Genomic DNA, 20,260 nt, shown 5'->3' on the forward strand with positions numbered 1-20,260 from the left:
GGCCTCAGCCCTCGCCGTGGTCCGCCGTGGCGCCGCGGACCACGAGTGGTCCCCGACGTCCCAGCGCCCACACGGCGAGCGCGAAGCAGCAGAGCCCCATTCCCGTGGTCGTGACCGCCGTCCAGCCGCCCACGGACCAGAGCACGGTCGCGGCGGCGGAGCCGAGCGCGCCGCCGATGAAGTTGCCGATGCCCAGCGCCGTGTTGAGCCGGCTGCGCGCCACGTGGGAGACGGCGAACAGCCGGGCCCGGTTGAGGAGGGCCTGCGCCTGGAGGGCGACATCGATCATGATGAGAACAATGACAATGAGCACGACGGACCGGCCGGCGAACGCCGCGACGGCGAAGGCACCGAGGGCCAGTACCCAGGCCGCGCCGGTGGCCGGCAGCGACCAACCGCGGTCGTGCAGGCGACCGGCGCGCTGGACGACGAGGGCACCGGCGAGCCCGGCCAACCCGAACGACCCGATCACCGGTACCGGGTACTCGAACGGCGGGCCGCTGAGCAGGAACGTCAGCGCCGTCCAGAGCAACGTGAACGAGGCGAACCCGGTGGCGGCGAGGACCAGCGTCCACCGGGCTGCCCGCTCGCGCACGACCACCCCACCGACCGAGGCGATGAGCGCCGGATACGGCATCCGGGTGCGTGGTGCCAGCGGTGGGATCGCGCGATGGAGCAGGATCGCGAGCAGGACGGCGACGCCCGCGGCGAGCCCGAAGATCGCACGCCACCCGGCGGCGTCGGCGACGAACCCACTGATCGCGCGGGAGGCCAGGATACCGGTGAGGGTTCCGGACCCGACGACACCGACGATCCGGCCGCGATGGGCGTCGCCGGCCAGGTCCCCGGCGAGCGGTGTGAGGACCTGCCCGGAGATCGTCGTCACGCCGAGCACGCCGACCGCGAGGATGAGTACGCCGATCGACGGCGCCAGCGCGCACAGCAGCAGCGCGGCGGCCGAGGTCAGCAGCATCACCGGAACGAACCGGCGGCGGTCGAGGACGTCGCCGAGCGGCACGAGCAGCAGCACGCCGACGGCGTACCCGACCTGCGTCGCGGTGACGAGCCATCCGGCCGTCGCGGTCCCGGCGTGCAGGTCGGCCGCGATGAAGCCGAGCAGCGGCTGCGCCCAGTACAGGTTGGCGATGGCCGCTCCGGCCGCCACCGCGAACAGGAACGTCAGCCGGCGACTCATCTCCGACGGCGGTGTCGCTCGGGACGCTGTCACCCTGCCACAGTAAGAGCCTGGTAAATAAGGGATTCAGGGGAAGGCCTCTTCGTCAGGGGTTCATGATCTCGGTGATCCGGAGGAACCCGTCGGTGCCGTGGCCCCGTCCGATGACGCGGCGCGCCAGGCCTTCGGCTGCCCGCATGACACTCGCGTCGATGCCGTGGGCCTCGGAGGTGTGGACGATATGGGCCATGGACGACGCCGCCGAGGTGATCGGGTTGTCCTCGCCGGAGTACCTGCCGCTGTCCACCTCCTCCGCAGCCTGCTCGAAGAGCGGCGGGAGGATCTCGCCGATGCCCTTGGCGAACGGTGTCAGCTCCCGCGCGGTGACGCCCTCGGCTTTCGCCACCGCCAGCGCGTGTGCGTAGCCCGCCATCGCGGTCCAGAAGATGTCGAGCAACGCGATGTCGTACGCCGCTGCCCGGCCGATGTCCTCACCAAGATGGGTGTGGGTGCCGCCCAGGGCGTCCAGCGTCGGCTGGTGCTGGCGGTAGAGGTCCTCCGGGCCGCTGTGGAGGAACACGGCACCCGGTGTTCCGATGGTCGTGGTCGGCGTCATGATCGCGCCGTCCAGGTAGTCGATGCCGTGCTCGGCCGCCCAGGTCGCGGTGTCCCGGGCCCGGTCGGGGGTGTCGGCGGTCAGGTTCATGACGGTGCGCCCCGAAAGCGCGTCGGTGACCGCACCACGCCGCACGATGGCGTCGACCGCGTCGTAGTTCACCACGCAGACCACGGTCAGCCCGCTCGCGGCGACCGCTTCCTCGGGTGACCGGGTGCTGACCGCGCCGCGCTCGACCAGCTCCTGCTCCTTGCCCGGCGTCCGGTTCCAGACGGTGGTCGGCCGGCCGGCAGCCAGGAAGGCGCCGGCCAGCGCCCGGCCCATCGGCCCGAGGCCGAGCACGGTGACGGCAGAATGTTCCGGGTGCGAGGTCATGCCTCAACTCCTCAACAATGAATAAATACTGATGAATAGGATGAAAGTGACGCGTAGTCGTGCCCAGGATCCGAACGTCTGTGGAGTGACCGCCGCGATCGCCGTGATCGACGGCAAGTGGAAGACGATCCTGCTCTGGCTCCTGGAATCCGGTCCACAGCGCCCCGGCGCGTTACGCCGGCGGCTGCCGGGGCTCACCGAGAAGGTGCTGACTCAGACGTTGCGGGAGATGGAGGCCGATGGACTGGTCCACCGGGAAGTGCACGACGTACGGCCGCTGAAGACGCTGTACTCGCTGACCTCGTTCGGCCGCGAACTCTCCGAAGCGCTGGCACCGCTCTCCGACTGGGGCCACCGCCGCCTGGAGAAGCTGGCCGAAACCCGACCGGTCTCCTGATCCACCCAACCGCCCCATCTCATCTGGTCCGGAGAGCCCTGCGGCCCGTACGACCAAGCCTCGGGCAGGACCCGCGCGACCGACAAGTACCCACTAAAAGGTGGCTACCGTGGCGGCGCGGGATGCCGGTTCAGAGATCTCCCGGCATCACGAGATCAGTGAGCCGTGGTGGGCGGTGGGAGAACGTCGAGTCGGGTGACCAGGATCCGACCCCCCTCGTACACGCCGCCATCGATCGCGAGGACGCGGCCGTCGGCGTACCGCAGGGCCTCGCGCACCTCGCCCGGGGCCACGCCGAAGTACTTGGTGAGCGTGCTGTGTCCGTGCACCAGCACCTCGCCACCGTACGTGCTGAGCATGACGGCCACCGGGTCGTCCGGGCTGGCCGGTTCGCTGTCCCGGAACGCGCCACGGTCGCTCATCTGCCCGCAGAACGCCAACCATGCGGCGGCGTCCCGGCTGGCGAGCGCCTCCGCGATCCCGGCGTTGACGGTGGCGACACTGTCGCCGAACTCCAGGTAGCGGATGGTGTCGGAGTGGACCAGCAGGTAGCCGTCGACCACCGCCATGGCCGGCCGGGAGACGATCCACGAGATCTGCTCGTCGCCGAGCCGGCGCAGGTCGTCGTCCCGGCCGCCGAATCGCGACCAGCCACCCCGGAAGCCGTCCTGCTCCGGCCAGCCGGGCACCGTGCTGGTGTCGAAGAGGTACGCCGCAAGCAACTGCACCTCGTGGTTGCCCAGCAGTGCCTGCACCTCGCCGCCGGCCTCGGCGGCCTGCCCGGTCAGCCGACGCACGTCGTCGATCACCCCGATGCCGTCGGGTCCACGGTCGACGTAGTCACCGAGCAGCCACAGCCGCGCGTCCGCGCCGGACCAGCGCCCGGTCGCGTCAGTGAGGCCGGCATCGTGCAGCGCGTTCCGCAGTTCGGCGCGGTGGCCGTGAACGTCGGCGACAACGAAGAGCGGCGTCTGGTCGACAGTCATCCGGCGAACCCTACCCACAACCGGCCAACGGGCGAGGTCGGTGAGCGGGTGAGGCACGCCGCATCGGGTGACGTTAGCTTGTCCGGATGACACGCATCGGATTTCTCGGCCTTGGCCGGATGGGCTCCCTGATGGCCGGTCGACTGGTCGCCGCCGACCACGAGGTGACGGTCTGGAACCGTACCGCCGACAAGGCGGCGCCGCTGGTACAGGCGGGAGCCCGGGCCGCCGCGACCCCCGCCGAGGCGGTCTCCGGCACCGACGTGGTGATCACCATGCTGACCGGACCGACCGCCGTGGACACGGTCCTCTTCGGCGACCACGGTGCCGCCGCAGCGCTCGACCCGGCCGCGACGCTTGTCGAGATGTCGACCGTCGGCCCCGGCTACATCGCCTCGCTGCACGGTCGGCTGCCCAACCTGGACCTCGCGGACGCCCCGGTCAAGGGCAGCCTGCCGGCCGCCGCGGCCGGCGAGTTGGCGATCCTCTTCGGGGGCAGCGACAGGACCCTGGCCCGGGTACGCACGGTGCTGGAGGTGCTCGGCAAAGTCCAGCATGTCGGACCCCTGGGTGCGGGCGCGGCCGTCAAACTGGTCGTCAACGTGGCACTGTGCGGCTCGTTCGCGCTCGTCGGTGAGACGCTGGCGCTGGGCGATCGGCTCGGGCTGTCCACCGAGACCACCCTGGCGGCGCTGAGCGGCACCGCCCTCGGTTCACTCGTGCCGCGGGTGCGCGCCCGGCTGGACAGTCCGGAGGCGCCCACCCAGTTCTCGTACGGACTGGCCGCGAAGGATCTGCGGCTGGCGCTCGAGGCCGGCGCGCCGACGGAGGGCGTGATCGCCGCCGCGCACCAGCGGTTCGCGACCGAACTGCCCCGGCTCTCCGAGAGCGATATCGGGGAGATCGTCGCGGTGCTGCGGCGGGCCGCGACCCGCTGAACCCTCCCGGCCGATCGGTACGGCGCGACCCCTTGGGGCCGCGCCGCCGTCACCGCATACCCGACAGGTTGCGCGCAGTGGTGCGCCGCCGCCGGTCCGGGGCACGGCCCCGGATGCCGGTAGGCTGCCTGATCATGGATGCCTCGGCCTGGGACCGGCGCTACGCCGAGTCCGAACTGCTCTGGAGCGCCGAGCCCAACCGGTTCGTCGCCGCCGAACTGGCCGACCTGGCGCCGGGCCGGGCCGTGGACCTCGCCGCCGGTGAGGGCCGGAACGCGATCTGGCTCGCGAGCCGGGGCTGGCGGGCCACCGCCGTCGACTTCTCCCCGGTCGCCATCGACAAGGGGCGCCGGCTGGCCGAGGCGGCGGGCGTCCACGTCGACTGGGTCGTCGCCGACCTGCTCGAGCACGTACCCGAGCCGGCCGGCTTCGACCTCGTCCTGGTGGCGTACCTGCAACTGCCGCCCGAGCAGCTCGGCGCGGTGCTGGGAAGGGCCGTCCGAGCCGTCGCCCCGGGCGGCATGCTGCTGGTGGTCGGGCACGACGCCACGAATCTCTCCGACGGGGTCGGCGGGCCGCAGGACCCGGACCTGCTCTACACCCCGGAGAGCATCGCCACCCGACTCGGTGGGCTGCGGGTGGGCCGCGCCGATCGGGTCCGGCGTCCGGTGCCCGGCGCCGAACGCGAGGCGATCGACACCCTCGTCCGGGCACACCGGCCGGCGCCGTGACCCCGCTGCGGACGGTCACCGGCGCCGAGGCGATCGGACTGCGGGACCAACTGGTCGAGACGTACGCGGCGGTGTTCTGCGCGCCGCCGTGGAACGAGTCCGCCGAGCGGGCCACCCGGTTCGGGGACCTGCTGGTCGGCTGGGCGGGGCAGCCCGGTTTCGTCGCCGTACTGGTCGGGAACGGCGGCACCGTCACCGGGTTCGCGCTCGGGCTGGACACCCCGACCCCGTTCCCCGCCGACCGGGCCTACGGCAGTGTCCGGAACATCCTCGGGCCGGCCGTCGAGCCGTTCGCCGGCTGGCTGGAGGTCGCCGAACTCGCCGTACGCCCGGATGCCCGGCGGGCCGGCCTCGGTCGCCGACTGCTGGCCACCTTGACCGGCGACCGGCCGTCCTGGCTGCTGACCGTCACCGACGTCGAGGAGACGCTGGCGTTCTACGACGCTGCCGGCTGGCTGCGCCAGGGCTCCGGATACGGCATCACGGTCTACACCAACCGGCCACCGCCGACGCCGACCCGGCGGGACTGAACCGGCGAATCCACTTGCCGGCAGACGGTGCGGTCAGGAGTCTGGGTCGGGTGGAACTGGCCTGCGACGAATCCGGCTCGGAGGGCGAGCGGCTCCTCGGCGGCGTCACCGACGTGTTCGCGCACGCCAGCGTGCGGCTGACGAGCGAATCGGCGACCGACTGCGTCGCGGAACTGCGGAGCCGGATCCGTAGTCCGGCAACCGAGTACAAGGCCAACCACCTGCTCCGGGAGAAACACCGGCCGGTCCTCACCTGGCTGCTCGGGCCCACCGGGCCGATCCACGGGCACGCCCGGGTACACCTGGCCGAGAAGACGTTCTTCGTCGTACGCACGATGGCCGACCTGCTCGTCGACGATCTCGCGTACGCCGCCACCCTCGGGCTGCGGCAGGGCCAGCCGGCCGGGGCGATGGCCGCCATCCTCTACCGGAAGGGTTCGCGCACGTTCGGGCGGGTCCACTGGGAGAGATTCCTGGAGGCGTTCAACTACCTGCTGCGCCCCAGAAACCGCCGGGGCGTACGGGTTTCCGTCGACGCCTTCTACGACCTCGTCGACCTGCTGCGCTCGGCCGACGCCGACGCCGACGCCGACGCCGACGCCGACGCCGACGCCGACGCCAACGCCAACGACGACAGCGGCTCCGGCTCCGGCAGCGCGGTCGAGGAGGTCATCGGGTTGCTTCCGGCGGCTCGACCGCGCCTGGAGGCCCTGCTGGCACGGCTGCGCGACGATCCCCGGGCGGTGCCGGCACTGAACCCCATGCTGCCGGCCATCGTCTCGGCCGTCGCGCACTGGGGCGCGGGCGGCGAGCCGGTCTCGATCGTCCACGACACGCAGACGGCGCTGACGGCCGAGTGCGTCGCGGAACTCCAGGAGGTGTTCGGCAAGCCCGACGCCGAGCCGGTCCGCTACGCACCGGCGGGCCGGTTGACCAGCCTGACGTTCGTCGACTCGCATCTTGAGCCCCGGGTCCAGGTCGCCGACTTCCTCGCCGGCACGGCTCGAAGAATCGCGTCGGACGAACTGCACGGTCGGGGCGACGCCGAACTCACCGCCCTGCTCCGGCCGTACGTCGATCCGGGCTCGATCTGGGGCGACGAGGCGAGTTGGTCCCGGCTGGCACCGCCCGGAGGTCTCGGGCCCGCTGGGTGACGACGACACAGCCGAGGACGAGAAGCGCGGCGCCGATCGCCGGAAGTGTCACCGGTTCGGCGAGGAGCAGGGCCGACCAGCCGAGCGTGAGTACGGGCTGGGCGAGTTGGATCTGGCCCACCTGCGCGACGCCGCCTCGGGCCAGTCCGGCGTACCAGGCGAAGAAGCCGAGGAACATCGACACGACGGTGACGTACCCGAAACCGAGCCAGGCGCCGGTGCCGGCGGCCGGAGGCCGGGCGAGGGCCGCGACGGTGCTGATCGGCACGGTCAACGGCAGGGACAGGACGAGAGCCCAGCAGATCGTCCTGGCACCGCCGAGGTCGCGGGCCAGCGCGCCGCCCTCGGCGTATCCGAGCCCGCAGAGCGCCACGGCCGCGAGCAGGAACAGGTCGGCGGGTTCCACCGCTCCCGAGGCGGACCCGCGCAGGAAGAGGAAGACGAGTACCGCGACCAGGCCACTCCCGCTGGCCGCCCAGAACAGCGGTGACGGCCGCTCCCCCGCGCGCAGCACCGCGAACACGGCGGTGACGGCCGGCAGTACCGCGATGACCACCGCGCCGTGTGCCGCCGTCTGGGTGGTGAGCGCGAGCGAGGTGAACAGCGGGAACCCGACCACCACTCCGGCGGCGACGACCGCGAGTCGACGCCACTGTGTCGCGGTGGGCCGAGGCGCCCGGACCAGGCGGAGGTACGCCGAGGCCAGCAGCCCGGCACCGACGGCCCGACCGAAGGCGACCAGCCAGGGGTCGAGTTCGCCGACGGCGATCTCCGTCGCGGGCAGCGACATGCTGAAGGCGAGCACGCCCAGGGCGCCGAGCGCGCTACCCGTTACCCGACCGGATCCAGTAGCGCTACTATGTCCTGTCATGGAAGACGATAACGCAGCCGTACGCGTTATCCAAGATCTTCGGCGCCTCGCCGCCTCCCGAACCCCCGGCACCCGCCTGCCGTCGGTGCGGGAACTGACCGCACGCCACCACGCCTCGCCGGTGACCGTGGCCCGGGCGGTACGCCGGCTGGTCGGCGAAGGGCTGATCGAGGCCGTACCGGGCAAGGGCACCTTCGTGGCCGGTCACCCGGAACACCGCCGGATCCCGCCCGACCTGTCCTGGCAGGCCATCGCGCTCGGCCCCCGGCCCGCCGGTGCGGAGGCGATGCAGGCCCTGCTCGCCATTCCGCGCCCGGACGCGATCCCGCTGTCCAGCGGCTACCTCGACGCGGACCTGCAACCCGCCGCGGCACTCGGCACCGCGCTGGCTCGGGCCGCCCGGCATCCGAGCGCCTGGCAGCGCGGCCCGGTGCAGGGCCGCGCGGACCTGCGGGCCTGGTTCGCCCGCGAGGCCGGTGGCGCCCTGCACGCCGACGACATGGTGATCTGCCCCGGCGGGCAGGCCGCCCTCTCCACCGCGTTCCGGGCGCTCGCCGCGCCCGGCGAACCGATCCTGGTGGAGTCACCGACCTACCTCGGCGCACTCGCGGCCGCGCGGGCCGCCGGTCTGCGGGTGATCCCGATACCCGCCGACGCCGACGGTGTCCGGCCCGACCTGCTCAGTACCGCCCTGACCCGCACCGGCGCCCGGCTCTTCTACTGCCAGCCGCTGCACGCCAACCCGCATGGCGCGATCCTTGCCCCGCAGCGACGCGGCGCGGTGGCCGAAGCGGTCCGGGCCGCCGGGGCGTTCCTGCTCGAGGACGACTACGCCCGGGACCTGACCATCGACGGCAGCCCGCCGCCCCCGATGGCCGCCGACGACCCCGACGGACACGTCGTCTACCTGCGGTCGCTGACGAAATCCGCCGCGCCCGGCCTACGGGTGGCGGCCATCGGCGCCCGGGGCGCGGCAGGAGCCCGGCTGCGTGCGGCCCGAACCCTCGACGACCTCTTCGTCGCCGGCCCCCTCCAGCAGGCGGCACTCGACCTCGTCACCTCACCCGCCTGGACACGGCACCACCGCACCCTGCGCACGGCCCTGGGGTCCCGCCGCGACGCGCTGCTCGCCGCCCTGCGCCGCCACCTGCCGGAATTCGTTCCGCCAACGCCGCCACGAGGCGGTCTCCACCTGTGGATCCGGCTCCCCGACGGCCTCGACGACGTCGACCTCGCCGCCGAGGCCGCCGCCGAACAGGTGGTCGTCTTTCCCGGACGCCCCTGGTACGCCACCGAACCGGCGGCCCCGCACCTGCGGCTGACCTACGTCGCAGCCCCGCCGCCCCTGCTCGACGAGGGCGTACGACGGCTCGCCCGCGCCGTCACCACGCTGCGCCGCCGGTCCTGACCAGCGCCCGCACTCCACCGTCCGGTACGCCGTCAGTCGCACCCCAGCGGTGGATCGGCCCGGGGCCAGGCCTCGACCCGGCGCGGACCCTCGGTGACCAGATAGGCGGTCGACTGCCGGTCGCTCTCGGCGAGCCAGAGCGCCGTGCCCTCCCGCTCGTACCCGGTCGGTTTCGCATCCTGCGGAAGCGTGACGCCGGTCCGGAACGCGAGTCGAAGCGCCTCCTGGCCGAGCACGCCTTCCGGATCCCGCACGTACTGCGCGGACTTCGGCTGGCCGTCGGGAGCCGAATAGATCGGCCAGGAGATCTGGAGGAACCGGGCCCGCTGCCATTCACAGTGGCCGGCCCCGTCGTTGGTGGAGATCACGTCGATGCTGACGGTTCCGCCGTTCCGCGTCCACGACTCGGCCGGCGCCGACGGCGCCGTACGGACACAGCCGACGAGTGTCGTGGTCACGACCCAGAGCGCGGCAACCACAAGCGAACGAGAAGAACTACGCCCCATACCCGACCCTAACGCCGCAGGGCCCACTGTCCGACATGCGTGTCGCGGGCGCGGCGACGCCAGACGGCCCGAGACGTCCGTTGATCGGCTCGCTACGGGTTTCCCGCGATGCCGTTCTCCCACGCCCAGGCGGCGATCTCGACCCGGTTGCGTACGCCGAGCTTCGTCTGGATGCCGGACACGTGGCTCTTGACCGTACTCACCGAGATGAACAACTCGGCGGCGATCTCCTGGTTCCTCCGGCCTCGGGCGACGGCCCGGACGACCTCGGTCTCCCGTTCCGACAGCGGGCGCCCCGGCAGGCGCGCGGCAGGCGCTCCGACGGCCGTGAGGTGGCGCAGCAGCCGTAGGGTCACCGACGGCGAGACCAGGGCGTCACCGACGTGCGCGGCACGGACGGCCTCGACGAGCAGCGCGGGGCCGGCGTCCTTCAGGACGAAGCCGACCGCGCCGCCCCGCAGCGCGCCGTGGACGTACTCGTCGAGGTCGAAGGTGGTCACCACGATCACCCGGAGCGGGTTGGGGACTCCGGGGCCGGCGAGGGCGCGGGTGACCTCGATCCCGTCGAGCCGGGGCATCCGGATGTCCACGAGACACACGTCCGGGCGCAGCCGCCGGGCCAGCTCGATCGCCTCCACCCCGTCCGACGCCTCGGCGACGACGCTGATGTCGGGCTGGTCCTCCAGGATGAACCGCAGACCGCTGCGGACCATCGCCTGGTCGTCGGCGAGCAGGACACTGATCGTCATCGGGGCTCCGGGGCGGGCAGGGTGGCGAGGACCGACCAACCGACGTCGGGACGCGGGCCGGCGCAGAGCGTGCCGCCGAGGGTCTCGACCCGTTCCCGCATCCCGATCAGGCCGTATCCGCCACGGTGTGGGTAACGGGCCGGGGCGGGTGGCGCGTCGTCGACGACCTCGACGGTGATGGCCCGCGGATCCTGGGCGATGCTGACGGTGACCGAGTGGGCGTGCGGGGCATGCCGGGAGATGTTGGTCAGCGACTCCTGAACCACCCGGTAGACGGTGCTGGTCACCTCGGGCGGCCAGGCCGGCTCGTCGTCGGGCCGGCGCAGCCGTACCGTACGGCCGGGCCCGTCGAAGCGTTTGACCAGTTCGCTGAGCTGTTCCGGGCCGGGGTTGGCCGGGGCCGCGTCGTCGGTGTCCCGCAACAGGCCGACGACGCGGCGCATCGCGGCGAGCGCGTCCGAGCCGGCCGCCTCGATGCCCGCCAGCGAGTCCTGCACCCCTTCCGGGCGTTTCCGGGCGACGATCTGGGCGGCCTGGGCCTGGATCACGATGCCGGTGATGTGGTGGGCGACGACGTCGTGCAGCTCCCTGGCCAGTTCCAGCCGCTCCTCGCGACGCACCTGGTCGGCGGTTGCCCGGCGGCCCGCGTCGAGCAGCCGTAACCCCAGCCCGACGGCGACGGCGGCCAGCAATCCCGCCGCGTTCAGCCCGATCACCGCGCCGGAGGAGGCCGGCTGGACACCGAGCCAGGTGCCGGCGACCACCGCGAGTCCGCCGGCCGCGACAGCGCCGGCCAACCGGACCGGAAGAGTTCTGATCGCCGATCCGACCAGCACGGACAGGCCCAGGACCATGGCGGGGCCGGGCTCGCCGGGCAGCTCGGCGAGTCTGGCGACCAGGATGGCGACTGCGGCGAGGGCCAGGCCGGCAACCGCCGACCAGGCCCGATGCCGGCGGCGGAGCAGCGCGATCACACAGACCGCCAACCCCGCGGCACACTCGAACTGCCAGTAGTCGCCGCCCCAGGTCTGCCTGATCGCGACCGCCTGGCCGACGAGCACCACACCGAACAGGGCGGCGAGTCCGGCCTCGACCGCGATCACGGTCCGCCCGGCCGCTCGCCTCCGAATCGTCACACCCGTCAGGCTAGGAGATCTCCCCGGGGTGTCGAACCGGTCAAAAGTACGGTCACCAGCGGCGCGAACCGTGCCGAGGACCGATGCCGGCGGCCGGCCGGCTCTCCAGGATGAGCCGATGCCACATACCGATTCCACTCCCGTGCTCAGAGCCGACGGCCTGACCAAGCGGTACGGCCGCCGCCCGGCGCTGACCGACTGCCACCTCGACATCCCCCGGGGCCGGGTCATCGGCCTGGTCGGCCCCAACGGGGCCGGCAAGTCGACGCTGCTGCAACTGGCCTGCGGGCTGATCACGCCGACCTCGGGCACACTCGAGGTGCTCGGTTCCCGTCCCGCCACGAACGCGACCCAGTTGGCCAGGGTCGCGTTCGTCGCCCAGGACACCCCCGTGTACGCGGCGCTGACCGTCGCCGACCACCTGCGGATGGGTGCCAGGCTCAACCCGTCCTGGGACGCCGGCCTGGCGACCCGCCGGATCGGGCAGATCGGGTTGGATCCGCGGCAGAAGGCGGGCCGGCTCTCCGGCGGCCAGCGGGCCCAGCTCGCCCTGACCCTCGCCGTCGCCAAGCGCCCCGAGCTACTGATCTTCGACGAGCCGGCCGCGGCGCTCGATCCGCTGGCGCGGGACGGATTCCTGCACAACCTGATGGCGTTCGTCGCCGAACTCGGTGCCAGCGCCCTGCTGTCGTCGCACCTGCTCGCCGACGTCGAGCGGGTCTGCGACCACCTGATCGTGCTGGCCGGCTCCCGGGTCCAGGTCGCCGGTGACGTCCGGGACCTGTTGGCCAGCCACCACCGGCTGGTCGCGCCGGGCGGCGGGCCCGACCGGCTGCCCGCCGGGGTCGAGGTCGACCGGCTGCCCGCCGGGATCGAGGTCGACCGGCTGCCCGCCGGGATCGAGGTCATCCGGGTCGAGCAGACCGATCGGGGGCACAGCCTCGTGGTGCGTTCCGACGGTCCCCGTCCGGCAGGGCCGTGGAGCGTCGAGAGTCTCCGGCTCGAGGAACTGGTGCTCAGCTATCTGAGCCGGGCGGCCGACGTGTCCGCCGCGGGCTCCAGGACGATGGCCGGGGAGGCCGCCCGATGATCTGGATGAGTTGGCGGCAGTTCCGTACCCAGGCGGTGGTGGGGGCCGTGGCCCTGACCGCGCTCGCGATCTATCTGGTGATCCTCGGCATGCAGATCCGGCACTCGTACGACGCCGCCCCCGCCCTGTGTCAGAGCCTGGGCGACGGCTGCACGGCGCCGATGAACGAGTTCACGCAGCGGTACAGCACCCGGTTGTATCTCCTCGACGGCCTGCTCATCGCCGTTCCCGGGATCGTCGGAACGTTCTGGGGCGCGCCGCTGGTCACCCGGGAACTGGAGGCGGGCACGCACCGCCTGGCCTGGAACCAGAGCCTGACCCGACGCCGGTGGCTGGCGGTCAAGCTGCTGGTCGTCGGTGTGGCCGGGATGGCCGCGACGGGCCTGTTCAGCCTCCTGCTGACCTGGGCGGCCAGCCCGTACGACCAGGTGGCGGCCGACCGGTTCACGACGCTGCTGTTCGGCACCCGCAATCTCGCCCCCGTCGGGTACGCGGCCTTCGCCGTCGTGCTCGGCGCGATCCTCGGGCTGACGATCCGTCGTACGGTGCCGGCGATGGCGCTCACCGTGGTGGTCTTCGCGGTGGCGCAGATCGTGATGCCGATGCTGGTCCGCCCGCACCTGCGCCCGCCGGTCAGCGTCACACAGCCGATGACCGCCGAGACGGTCCGGAACCTGAGTTCGATGAAGGCCGACGCCACCGTCAGGGGTGTGCAGATCCCGAACGCCTGGGTGGTGTCCCACGGCGAACTCCTGGACTCGAACGGCGGGCCGGTCGAGCCGACCCGCTACCACGAGTGCGTGCTGCTCGGCCCGGACGCGGTCCCGGAGTGCCTGGCCAGCCTCGACCTGCACGTCGTGGGGTCGTACCACCCGGCCGACCGCTACTGGTCGTTCCAGTGGCTCGAATCGGCCATCTTCCTGGCACTCGGCGGGCTGCTGACGGGCTTCGGGCTGTGGCGGATCCAGGGGCGCTTCCGCTGACCCGACAGCCGGGACCGGGCGGCGCCGCATTCCTCCGGCGCCGTCCGGCACCGCATGCCGGGTGGTTGGTCGCGGTGCGCTACTCGTGCCGGGCGACGCCCTCGGAGTGCATCCCGGTCTGCTCCTCCAGCGGGTTGTTGCGCAGGTCGTCAAGGGTGGTGTCGTCGGGGATCAGGCGGCGGGCCGGCGCGGGGTCCGGCGGAGCGGCGCCGGGGCCGGCCTCGGGTACCCGGGTCGGCTCGACCGGGCCGAAGCCGTGCCGGCCCGATTCCGGCGGCCACGGGACCGGTTGTTCGTCGGCCCGGCGTTCGCCGCGCCGCCCGGGCGGCAGGCCGGCCTCCTCGCTGCCCTCGTCCAACGGTGAGTCCTCGGCCGCACCCCATGGTGCGTCCCGATCTGCGGTGCCGCCGGTGGTTCCCCACGGCTGTACCGACTGCGGGCCGCGCCCCCCGTCGCCCGCACCGTCCGGCTGGTCGATCGGCCCGAGCTGGCCGCTCGATTCGGAGTCCACCGGTCGCTTCTTCGCGCTCATCCCCACCATCCTCGCTGCCGGGTCGTCCGGGCCGGACCGCCGGCGCGGTCCGGCACGTATGGGTCTGGCTCGGATGTACCGGCGTTCCCGTCCGGCGGGCAGGCATGCGGGCGATGCGGCGGCAGATCGGCCCCGCGCCGCCGGGGAACGGACAGGCAGCTCAGCCGGGAGGAAAGACCGCACGCCCCGCTGTCAGGCGCGCATCACCGTCGCGATCGGGATGCGGGCCGCCCGGATCGCCGGGATGAGCCCGCCGAGCAGCCCGGCGACCAGTCCGGCGATGATCCCGGCGACTCCCGCCCGCCACGGAAACACGACGTCGGCGAGGAACGGCACCTGGTCGCCGAGCAGCGTGCCGGCCGCCGACAGCGCGAACGCGGACGCCCCGATCGCGACGGCGGCGGTGAGCAGGCCGATCAGCAGGGTCTCCGCGAGCACGATGCCGGCGAGGAGCAGCCGTGAGGTACCGACCGCGCGCCGCAGCGCGAACTCCTCGACCCGTTCACCGACGGTCGCCAGCCCGACGTTGAGGATGCCGGCCACGCCGATGAGCAGCACCAGAGCGGCCATGCCCAGGAAGATCCAGCGGATCAGCGCCAGGTCCCTGGCGATATTCTGGCGGGCCTGAACGGTTTCGAAGTGGATCTGCTCCGAAGGAACTCCGACCGCGGCGAACCGCAGTTGCAGCAACCGTTCCACGTCGCCCGCCGTCGGGGCCAGCATCACCTGGACCCCTGGGCCGTAGTTGCTGGTGCCGGCCGAGGCGCTCACCCAGTTCTGTAGCTCGTCCGCCCGGGTGTACGCGGCCGGGGTCTGGTTGCCGTCGTCGACCACGCCGATGATCCGGGGGGTCGGGTTGGCGGTCGCCCCCTCCGTCCACAGCTCGGCCGGAACCTGGTGCCGGCCGAAGCCTTTGGCTGCCTCGAGATTGACCACCAGTCGGGGGGACAGCGACGGCTCCCCGGAGAAGTCCAGCCACTGTCCGGAGACCAGCCGGAACGGCTTGAACTGACGAATGTCGCCGGTGAGCGTGCTGAGGGTCAACTCGATCGCCTGACCGGGCACGGGGCCGTCGGCCGCGTCGGAACCGGAGGGCAACGGCCGGCAGTAGCCGTTCCCGTCGCAGACCACCGACCCGTCCGGACCGGCCGGATAGGGACCGTTGCCGGGCTGGTCGAACGGGGACCCGCCCGGATTGACCGGGGTCACCCCGGGCTCTCCGATCACCGCCTGCCGGGCGGCGATCGCGACGGCGTCCGGTCGGCCCGTCAGGGTGTCGTTGCTGATCCGGAGGGTGTCGGGGTTTCCCGGCAGGTACGCCTGGCGGGTACCGTCCTTGCCGACCTGCAGTTCCAGGTCGGCGAGCTGGGCACGTTCGAGGGTCTCGGCCCCGGCCTGGACCACCACCACGGCGAGCACTCCGAGGAACAGGCTCACCATCGACAGGAAGGTACGCATCTTCCGGGCCCGGATGCCCTGTAGTCCGATGATCACCGCGGACCGGAACCGCCCGGAGAGCCGGATCACCGGAACATCCCGTCGAGCCCGGCGTCGTCCTGCCCGGTCCTGCCCGGCACGGTGGCGGACGCCGATGCCGCCGCAGCCGGTTCCGGGGGCGACGCGACCGCTGGTGTCGGCGTCGTACCCCTGGTGTCGATTGCCGGGTTGAGCGTTCCGTCGGTGAGCTGCAGCACCCGTTGCATCTTGTTGGCGTGGTCCCAGTCGTGGGTGACCAGGATCAGGCCGCAACCCCGGTCGGTGGCCGCGCGCATCACCTCGATCACCAGGTTGCCGGTCTCGGTGTCCAGCGCGCCGGTGGGCTCGTCGGCCAGGAGCAGGCGCGGTTCCCGGACCAGCGCCCGAGCCACCGCCACCCGCTGCTGCTCGCCGCCGGAGAGCCGGGCCGGTCGGTGCTTGGCAAGGTGGGCGATGCCGACCTGGTCGAGCGCTGCCATCGTCCGGGCCCGGCGTTTGCGGCGGGGCAGCCAACCCTGGCCGTTGACCAGAGCCATCGCCACGTTCTGGGCGGCGGTAAGGTGCTTGAGCAGGAAGAAGCGCTGGAACACGAAACCGAACTCGGCGCTGCGCAGCGCCGCGGCCCGGCGCTCCGCGACCCGGCTGATATCGCGGCCACCCAGCAGATAGCGCCCAGTGTCCGGCCGGTCGAACAGGCCGATCAGGCTGAGCAGGGTGCTCTTGCCCGAACCCGACCGGCCGAGGATGGCGACACTCTCACCACTGTCGACGGTCAGGTCCACGCCGTCGAGAATGGTGCGCGGTGCCTGTTGCCCCTTCAGCGTCTTGGTGATGCCGTGCAACTCCAGCAGATCCGTCATTTCCCACTCTTCGGGTCGAGGGGCCCACCCGGTTCGACGGGTTTGGCGGACGGCAGGTCGGGGCCGGGCAGGGCGACCGTCTCGTCGCCGGTGAGACCGGACTTGATCTGCACGACCTTGCCGTCACTCAATCCGAGTACGACGTCCCGGGTCTCCCGGGTGCCGTCCGGGCCGACCACGTCCACCTTGCCCTTGCCCTGACCTCCCGCGACCGCCTCGACCGGCAGTACCAGCGCGTTCTTGGCCCGGGCGGTCACCACCTCGATCGTCGCGTTCGCACCGTTGATCAGCTTCACTCCGGAGGGCGCCGTGCAGACCAGCCGCATGCCGGTCGGCTCCGAGGGCTGGACCGGCTGCCCCGGGTCCACCGGCACGGGCGGGGCCGACGGGTCGGCGGAGGGATCGACGGAGGGTTCCGGTATCGGGACCGTGCCGGCCGGCAGCGCGGCGATGGTGCCGAGAACCTTGCAGGCGAACGGTCCGGGACCATTCTTGATCTGGGCCTGCACGGTGGTGAGCGAATCCGAGATCTGGTACGCCTGGGAGCCGTCGATGTCGGCCACCAGCCCGTACCCGATCCGCTTGGCCGAAACCACCGGCATCCCGGCGGTCACCTTGGACCGGTCGTCCGCCAGTCGACCGGCGAACACCGCGCCGGCCGGCACCTCGACGCGGTTCGGCCTGCCCTTCGCCCAGACACTGGCCACCCTGGTCGGCTTGGTCGGTGTGCTTTCCGGCACCTCGACATCGCGGTACCGGATCTCCCCGGCGGTGGGAGCCACCACTCCGAACACCGGGTTCAAGGTGACCTTGCCGGACAGGCTCACCCGGTTGTCGAGGTCCTGGCGGGTCGGCTTCGCCGTGGTCATGGCCGTGCCGCGGGGCGCAAGAGCCGGAGTGTCCGCCTCCGGGCCCGACTCGCTGCAGCCGGCGACGCTGGCCACCAGCACGAGGACACACGAACGCAGCAGTAGTCGCCTTCGCACCGGCACCCCTCACTGAAAATGTCCGGACGGACATCTGACAAGACGCTGCGTGCCGGCAGAAGGTTGCGTCCGACACCGGACTATTCCGGCGTGGACCGACATGGCGGTGCTGTGGTGTCAACCGGCACGGTCACTGCGGTATCAAACCAGAATGGGCGCTCGGCCACGGACCCGCGTACCCGTCGACCCCGGAAGGAATCCAGGGACGTAGATGCCCTGGAACCAGAACGGCGTGCTTTGCCGTCGTGTCCCTCGAAGTCGACCGCGAAGCGGACCGGGTCGGTGGTGCGGGCGAAAACCGGCCCGGACCGCTCCACGTGGGTCATGCCGTTGATCGGCGACGATCAGCTGTCTTCGGCGAACAGGGCCGCGTAACGGGCCAGGTACAGTGGCCATCCTCCGTCGTTGGCGACGCCGTCCCTGACGGCCGGCCAGCCGGGGCCGTGCCGGTCCAGGTGGCGGTGCTCCAGTTCCACCCGGGTCCGCTGTGGGGTCTCGGCGATGAACGTGACCTCGACCTCGCTGGCGTTGTCCGGGTCGGTCTCGACCTGCCACTGCGGGCTGATGTCCCAGCTGAAGACGACGCGGTGCGGCGGGTCGTAGGCCAGGACCCGCGCCCACCGGCATTCAGTGCCGTCGACGCCCCGATCGTAGATGTGTCCGCCGACCTTCGGCTCGAACACGGTCTCGGCGATGGCGGCACGGAGAAGGTTGTGCTCCGGCGGTTTGAAGTCGCCGAACCGCTCGGTGAAGGCGGTGAAGGCTCGATCGACCGGCGCCGCGACGACGATGTGCCGGCGCACGACGACTTCGGCTGCTTCTGCTTCTGCTCCTGTCATGACTTCTCCCCGGTGGGTTGCTCGGCGACGTCCTGATAACCGTCCAGCGCGCGGTTCCAGAACGTATCGAGTTGATCGCGTAATGCGGCCACGCCGGCCGGATTGAGCCGGTAGACCCGACGGGTCCCGGCGGCGCGGTCGGTGACGAGTCCGGCGTCCTTGAGCACCTTCAGGTGCTGGGACACCGCAGGCCGGCTGATCGGCAACGCGTCGGCGAGTTCACCGACGGCCTGCGGCCGTTCGGCCAGGCACGCGACGATGGCCCGCCTCGTCGGGTCCCCCAACGCGTCCCAGCCGTCATCAGTTCGGTAAGTAGGCACGAACGGTAAGCTACAACTTACGGATGGACGGGTCAAGAACCCTCACGGCCCGGTACGCCCGAGACCGTTTTCTTCCACGCCCGGAACAACGGCACCGACCGGGTGCCCCACGTCGGCAGGTACGCCGGTGACGTCGGGCCCGGCGGTCACGACGTCGTCGGCTGGGGGGTCGCCGGCTGGGGAGTCGCCGTAGGAGTAGAACCGGCCGGGAGACAGCGCGGATCGTTCGCCACCACGTAGAGCTCTCTGAACTCCAGGCCGATCTCGCCGGGCTCGTCCACCCACGCCTCGTAGATCATGTTTGGTCCGTCGCACCGGGTCCGGATCTCCGCGCTCTCGTCACCGCAGGCGCCCGTCGACAGGGCCACGCCGGCCAGGGCCGCGATGCCGACCGCTCGGGCACTCCGGATCGGTACAAGCTTCATCTGGTCGGCCTCCAGAACCTGGTCCAGCGGGGTCCGTCGAGACTCACGACGGTGAAGGACTGACAGTCGCGCAGCGCGGATCGTTCGGGACCACCTTCACCTGCCGCAGTTCAAGCTGCGGATCGTCGTCATCGGCCGCTATCCGCCACGCCTCGTAGACCATGTTCGGTCCGTCGCACCGGGTCCGGATCTCCCTGTGCTCCTCCGCGCAGGCGGCCAGCGCACCCACGCAGACGGAAACCAGGACGGCGGCGAGTGCAGCCCGGGCCGGGGTTGGCTTCATCGGGTCGACCTCCACACGGTCCGAGGGGAGGCGGAGAGTTCAGGATACGTCGATCCGGGACGAGCGGGCCAGCCTCGCACAGCACCGGGCCGCCCGCGCCCACCACATCATCGTCGTCCGACGACGGTGTTCGTGGAGGTCGGCGGGCTACGGGCACCGCCCTGCCTCTACCATTCCGCCCATGGCACTGCTACACCGCGCGGAACTGCGGCCCACGAAACTCGAACTCCTGGCAGCGTGGCTGCCGGGCCGCGGTTGGTACCGAGGGCCCGCCGATGCCGACGTCGTGCGGGTGGCCGCCTACCGGTTCGACGACCCCGCTGGCGCGGTCGGGATCGAGACGATGCTCGTGAGCGCTGGAGACGGGCCGGTACACCAGGTCCCGCTCACGTACCGCGACGCACCCCTGGACGACGGCGACGGCTGGCTGATCGGCACCACCCAACACTCCGTCCTCGGTCAGCGCTGGGTGTACGACGCGTGCGGAGATTCCGTCTACGCGGCGGCGCTGGCCAGCGCCATCTACACGGGCGGCGGGCAGGCGGAGGAGTTCATCGAGGTCGACGGCCGGCTCGAGCGCCGGGAGCCCACAATGTTCGTCGCCGGCAGCGGCGTCGAGGATGCCGACCTCCCCGTCATCGACGGGATTCGGCGCGTCGTCGAGGACGAGCCCACGCTCATCGTGACGAACTCCGTGCAGTTGGCCGTCGTCCGTCGCCTCGAGGACGGCAACAGGCTTCCCGGTGCCGCCCTGACGGGCACCTGGAACGGTCAGCCGACGCCGGTACCGCTGGCGTACGCCGCGACACGCTGAGGCCGGCCCCGTCGTGCCGGCGCTCAGACCACTGCCGCACCCCCCGCATGCCGCCGGCTCCGGCCGCGGGGGTGGACGAAT

At 72.0% G+C, this 20,260-nt stretch carries 24 protein-coding genes; 9 read left to right on the forward strand and 15 right to left on the reverse strand.

Annotated features, from left to right (window positions below):
* Positions 1–4: 4 nt before the first annotated feature.
* Together I0C86_RS16465 and I0C86_RS16470 are read right to left on the reverse strand one after the other, a co-directional pair.
* The gene (locus I0C86_RS16465) at positions 5–1,228 is read right to left on the reverse strand and encodes an MFS transporter (RefSeq protein WP_323373675.1); all 1,224 of its coding nucleotides are present in this window, start codon (positions 1,226–1,228) and stop codon (positions 5–7) included.
* A gap of 52 nt (positions 1,229–1,280) precedes the next feature.
* Positions 1,281–2,165, reverse strand: coding sequence for an NAD(P)-dependent oxidoreductase (locus I0C86_RS16470; protein WP_196202111.1), 885 nt, complete (start codon positions 2,163–2,165; stop codon positions 1,281–1,283).
* A 40-nt stretch (positions 2,166–2,205) separates the two neighbouring features.
* Between I0C86_RS16470 and I0C86_RS16475 the strand changes: the two genes are divergently transcribed.
* The gene (locus I0C86_RS16475) at positions 2,206–2,562 is read left to right on the forward strand and encodes a winged helix-turn-helix transcriptional regulator (RefSeq protein ID WP_230394266.1); all 357 of its coding nucleotides are present in this window, start codon (positions 2,206–2,208) and stop codon (positions 2,560–2,562) included.
* Between the two features lie 155 nt (positions 2,563–2,717).
* Here the strand turns inward: I0C86_RS16475 and I0C86_RS16480 are convergent, their stop codons facing one another.
* Positions 2,718–3,548: a metallophosphoesterase gene (locus tag I0C86_RS16480; RefSeq protein ID WP_196202113.1), complete on the reverse strand. Its 831-nt coding sequence runs from the start codon at positions 3,546–3,548 to the stop codon at positions 2,718–2,720.
* A gap of 86 nt (positions 3,549–3,634) precedes the next feature.
* Between I0C86_RS16480 and I0C86_RS16485 the strand changes: the two genes are divergently transcribed.
* From I0C86_RS16485 to I0C86_RS16500, 4 genes are all read left to right on the forward strand, one after another.
* Entirely contained in the window at positions 3,635–4,486 is an 852-nt protein-coding gene (locus tag I0C86_RS16485; RefSeq protein ID WP_196202114.1) for an NAD(P)-dependent oxidoreductase, read from the forward strand.
* A gap of 134 nt (positions 4,487–4,620) precedes the next feature.
* A complete protein-coding gene (locus I0C86_RS16490) occupies positions 4,621–5,217 on the forward strand; it encodes a class I SAM-dependent methyltransferase (RefSeq protein ID WP_196202115.1) in 597 nt (198 codons plus the stop codon).
* A complete protein-coding gene (locus tag I0C86_RS16495) occupies positions 5,214–5,747 on the forward strand; it encodes a GNAT family N-acetyltransferase (RefSeq protein WP_196202116.1) in 534 nt (177 codons plus the stop codon). Before I0C86_RS16490 ends, I0C86_RS16495 begins: the two co-directional genes overlap by 4 nt.
* 50 nt (positions 5,748–5,797) lie before the next feature.
* Entirely contained in the window at positions 5,798–6,901 is a 1,104-nt protein-coding gene (locus I0C86_RS16500) for a DUF3800 domain-containing protein (protein ID WP_323373676.1), read from the forward strand.
* Here I0C86_RS16500 and I0C86_RS16505 read toward each other — a convergent pair.
* Positions 6,798–7,772 carry a DMT family transporter gene (locus tag I0C86_RS16505; protein ID WP_196202118.1) on the reverse strand — a complete coding sequence of 325 codons (975 nt, stop codon included), beginning with the start codon at positions 7,770–7,772 and terminating at the stop codon, positions 6,798–6,800. The two genes, I0C86_RS16500 and I0C86_RS16505, sit on opposite strands and share 104 nt — an antisense overlap.
* On the opposite strand from I0C86_RS16505, the gene I0C86_RS16510 reads away from it, so the two are divergent.
* Positions 7,771–9,180, forward strand: a complete 1,410-nt coding sequence (locus tag I0C86_RS16510; RefSeq protein ID WP_196202119.1) for an aminotransferase-like domain-containing protein — start codon at positions 7,771–7,773, stop codon at positions 9,178–9,180. The two genes, I0C86_RS16505 and I0C86_RS16510, sit on opposite strands and share 2 nt — an antisense overlap.
* Positions 9,181–9,212: 32 nt before the next feature.
* Here the strand turns inward: I0C86_RS16510 and I0C86_RS16515 are convergent, their stop codons facing one another.
* The 3 genes from I0C86_RS16515 to I0C86_RS16525 form a co-directional block, all read right to left on the reverse strand.
* Entirely contained in the window at positions 9,213–9,638 is a 426-nt protein-coding gene (locus tag I0C86_RS16515; protein ID WP_196202120.1) for a hypothetical protein, read from the reverse strand.
* Between the two features lie 140 nt (positions 9,639–9,778).
* The gene (locus I0C86_RS16520) at positions 9,779–10,435 is read right to left on the reverse strand and encodes a response regulator (protein WP_196202121.1); all 657 of its coding nucleotides are present in this window, start codon (positions 10,433–10,435) and stop codon (positions 9,779–9,781) included.
* Complete coding sequence (locus I0C86_RS16525; RefSeq protein WP_323373677.1) at positions 10,432–11,571, reverse strand: sensor histidine kinase; 1,140 nt, start codon at positions 11,569–11,571, stop codon at positions 10,432–10,434. The genes I0C86_RS16520 and I0C86_RS16525 overlap by 4 nt, the downstream gene beginning before the upstream one ends.
* 118 nt (positions 11,572–11,689) lie before the next feature.
* Here I0C86_RS16525 and I0C86_RS16530 point away from each other — a divergent pair, with 118 nt between their 5' ends.
* The gene (locus tag I0C86_RS16530; protein ID WP_196202123.1) at positions 11,690–12,661 is read left to right on the forward strand and encodes an ABC transporter ATP-binding protein; all 972 of its coding nucleotides are present in this window, start codon (positions 11,690–11,692) and stop codon (positions 12,659–12,661) included.
* The gene (locus I0C86_RS16535) at positions 12,658–13,644 is read left to right on the forward strand and encodes an ABC transporter permease subunit (RefSeq protein WP_196202124.1); all 987 of its coding nucleotides are present in this window, start codon (positions 12,658–12,660) and stop codon (positions 13,642–13,644) included. The genes I0C86_RS16530 and I0C86_RS16535 overlap by 4 nt, the downstream gene beginning before the upstream one ends.
* A 79-nt stretch (positions 13,645–13,723) precedes the next feature.
* Here I0C86_RS16535 and I0C86_RS16540 read toward each other — a convergent pair whose 3' ends face one another.
* From I0C86_RS16540 to I0C86_RS16575, 8 genes are all read right to left on the reverse strand, one after another.
* Positions 13,724–14,176, reverse strand: coding sequence for a hypothetical protein (locus I0C86_RS16540; protein ID WP_196202125.1), 453 nt, complete (start codon positions 14,174–14,176; stop codon positions 13,724–13,726).
* Between the two features lie 192 nt (positions 14,177–14,368).
* Positions 14,369–15,703, reverse strand: a complete 1,335-nt coding sequence (locus I0C86_RS45060; RefSeq protein WP_196202126.1) for an ABC transporter permease — start codon at positions 15,701–15,703, stop codon at positions 14,369–14,371.
* On the reverse strand, positions 15,700–16,512 hold the full coding sequence (locus I0C86_RS16550) for an ABC transporter ATP-binding protein (RefSeq protein WP_196202127.1): 813 nt from the start codon (positions 16,510–16,512) through the stop codon (positions 15,700–15,702). The genes I0C86_RS45060 and I0C86_RS16550 overlap by 4 nt, the downstream gene beginning before the upstream one ends.
* Complete coding sequence (locus I0C86_RS16555) at positions 16,509–17,498, reverse strand: efflux RND transporter periplasmic adaptor subunit (RefSeq protein ID WP_196202128.1); 990 nt, start codon at positions 17,496–17,498, stop codon at positions 16,509–16,511. Before I0C86_RS16555 ends, I0C86_RS16550 begins: the two co-directional genes overlap by 4 nt.
* Positions 17,499–17,842: 344 nt before the next feature.
* Positions 17,843–18,337: an SRPBCC family protein gene (locus tag I0C86_RS16560; protein ID WP_196202129.1), complete on the reverse strand. Its 495-nt coding sequence runs from the start codon at positions 18,335–18,337 to the stop codon at positions 17,843–17,845.
* Positions 18,334–18,657, reverse strand: a complete 324-nt coding sequence (locus I0C86_RS16565) for an ArsR/SmtB family transcription factor (protein ID WP_323373678.1) — start codon at positions 18,655–18,657, stop codon at positions 18,334–18,336. The genes I0C86_RS16560 and I0C86_RS16565 overlap by 4 nt, the downstream gene beginning before the upstream one ends.
* 146 nt (positions 18,658–18,803) lie before the next feature.
* A complete protein-coding gene (locus tag I0C86_RS16570; RefSeq protein WP_196202130.1) occupies positions 18,804–19,082 on the reverse strand; it encodes a hypothetical protein in 279 nt (92 codons plus the stop codon).
* 43 nt (positions 19,083–19,125) lie between these two features.
* The gene (locus tag I0C86_RS16575; protein ID WP_196202131.1) at positions 19,126–19,365 is read right to left on the reverse strand and encodes a hypothetical protein; all 240 of its coding nucleotides are present in this window, start codon (positions 19,363–19,365) and stop codon (positions 19,126–19,128) included.
* Between the two features lie 181 nt (positions 19,366–19,546).
* Here I0C86_RS16575 and I0C86_RS16580 point away from each other — a divergent pair, with 181 nt between their 5' ends.
* Positions 19,547–20,179: a CG0192-related protein gene (locus I0C86_RS16580; RefSeq protein WP_196202132.1), complete on the forward strand. Its 633-nt coding sequence runs from the start codon at positions 19,547–19,549 to the stop codon at positions 20,177–20,179.
* The last annotated feature ends 81 nt before the right edge of the window (positions 20,180–20,260 follow it).

This window comes from Plantactinospora alkalitolerans (assembly GCF_015690345.1).
Taxonomy (GTDB): domain Bacteria; phylum Actinomycetota; class Actinomycetes; order Mycobacteriales; family Micromonosporaceae; genus Plantactinospora; species Plantactinospora alkalitolerans.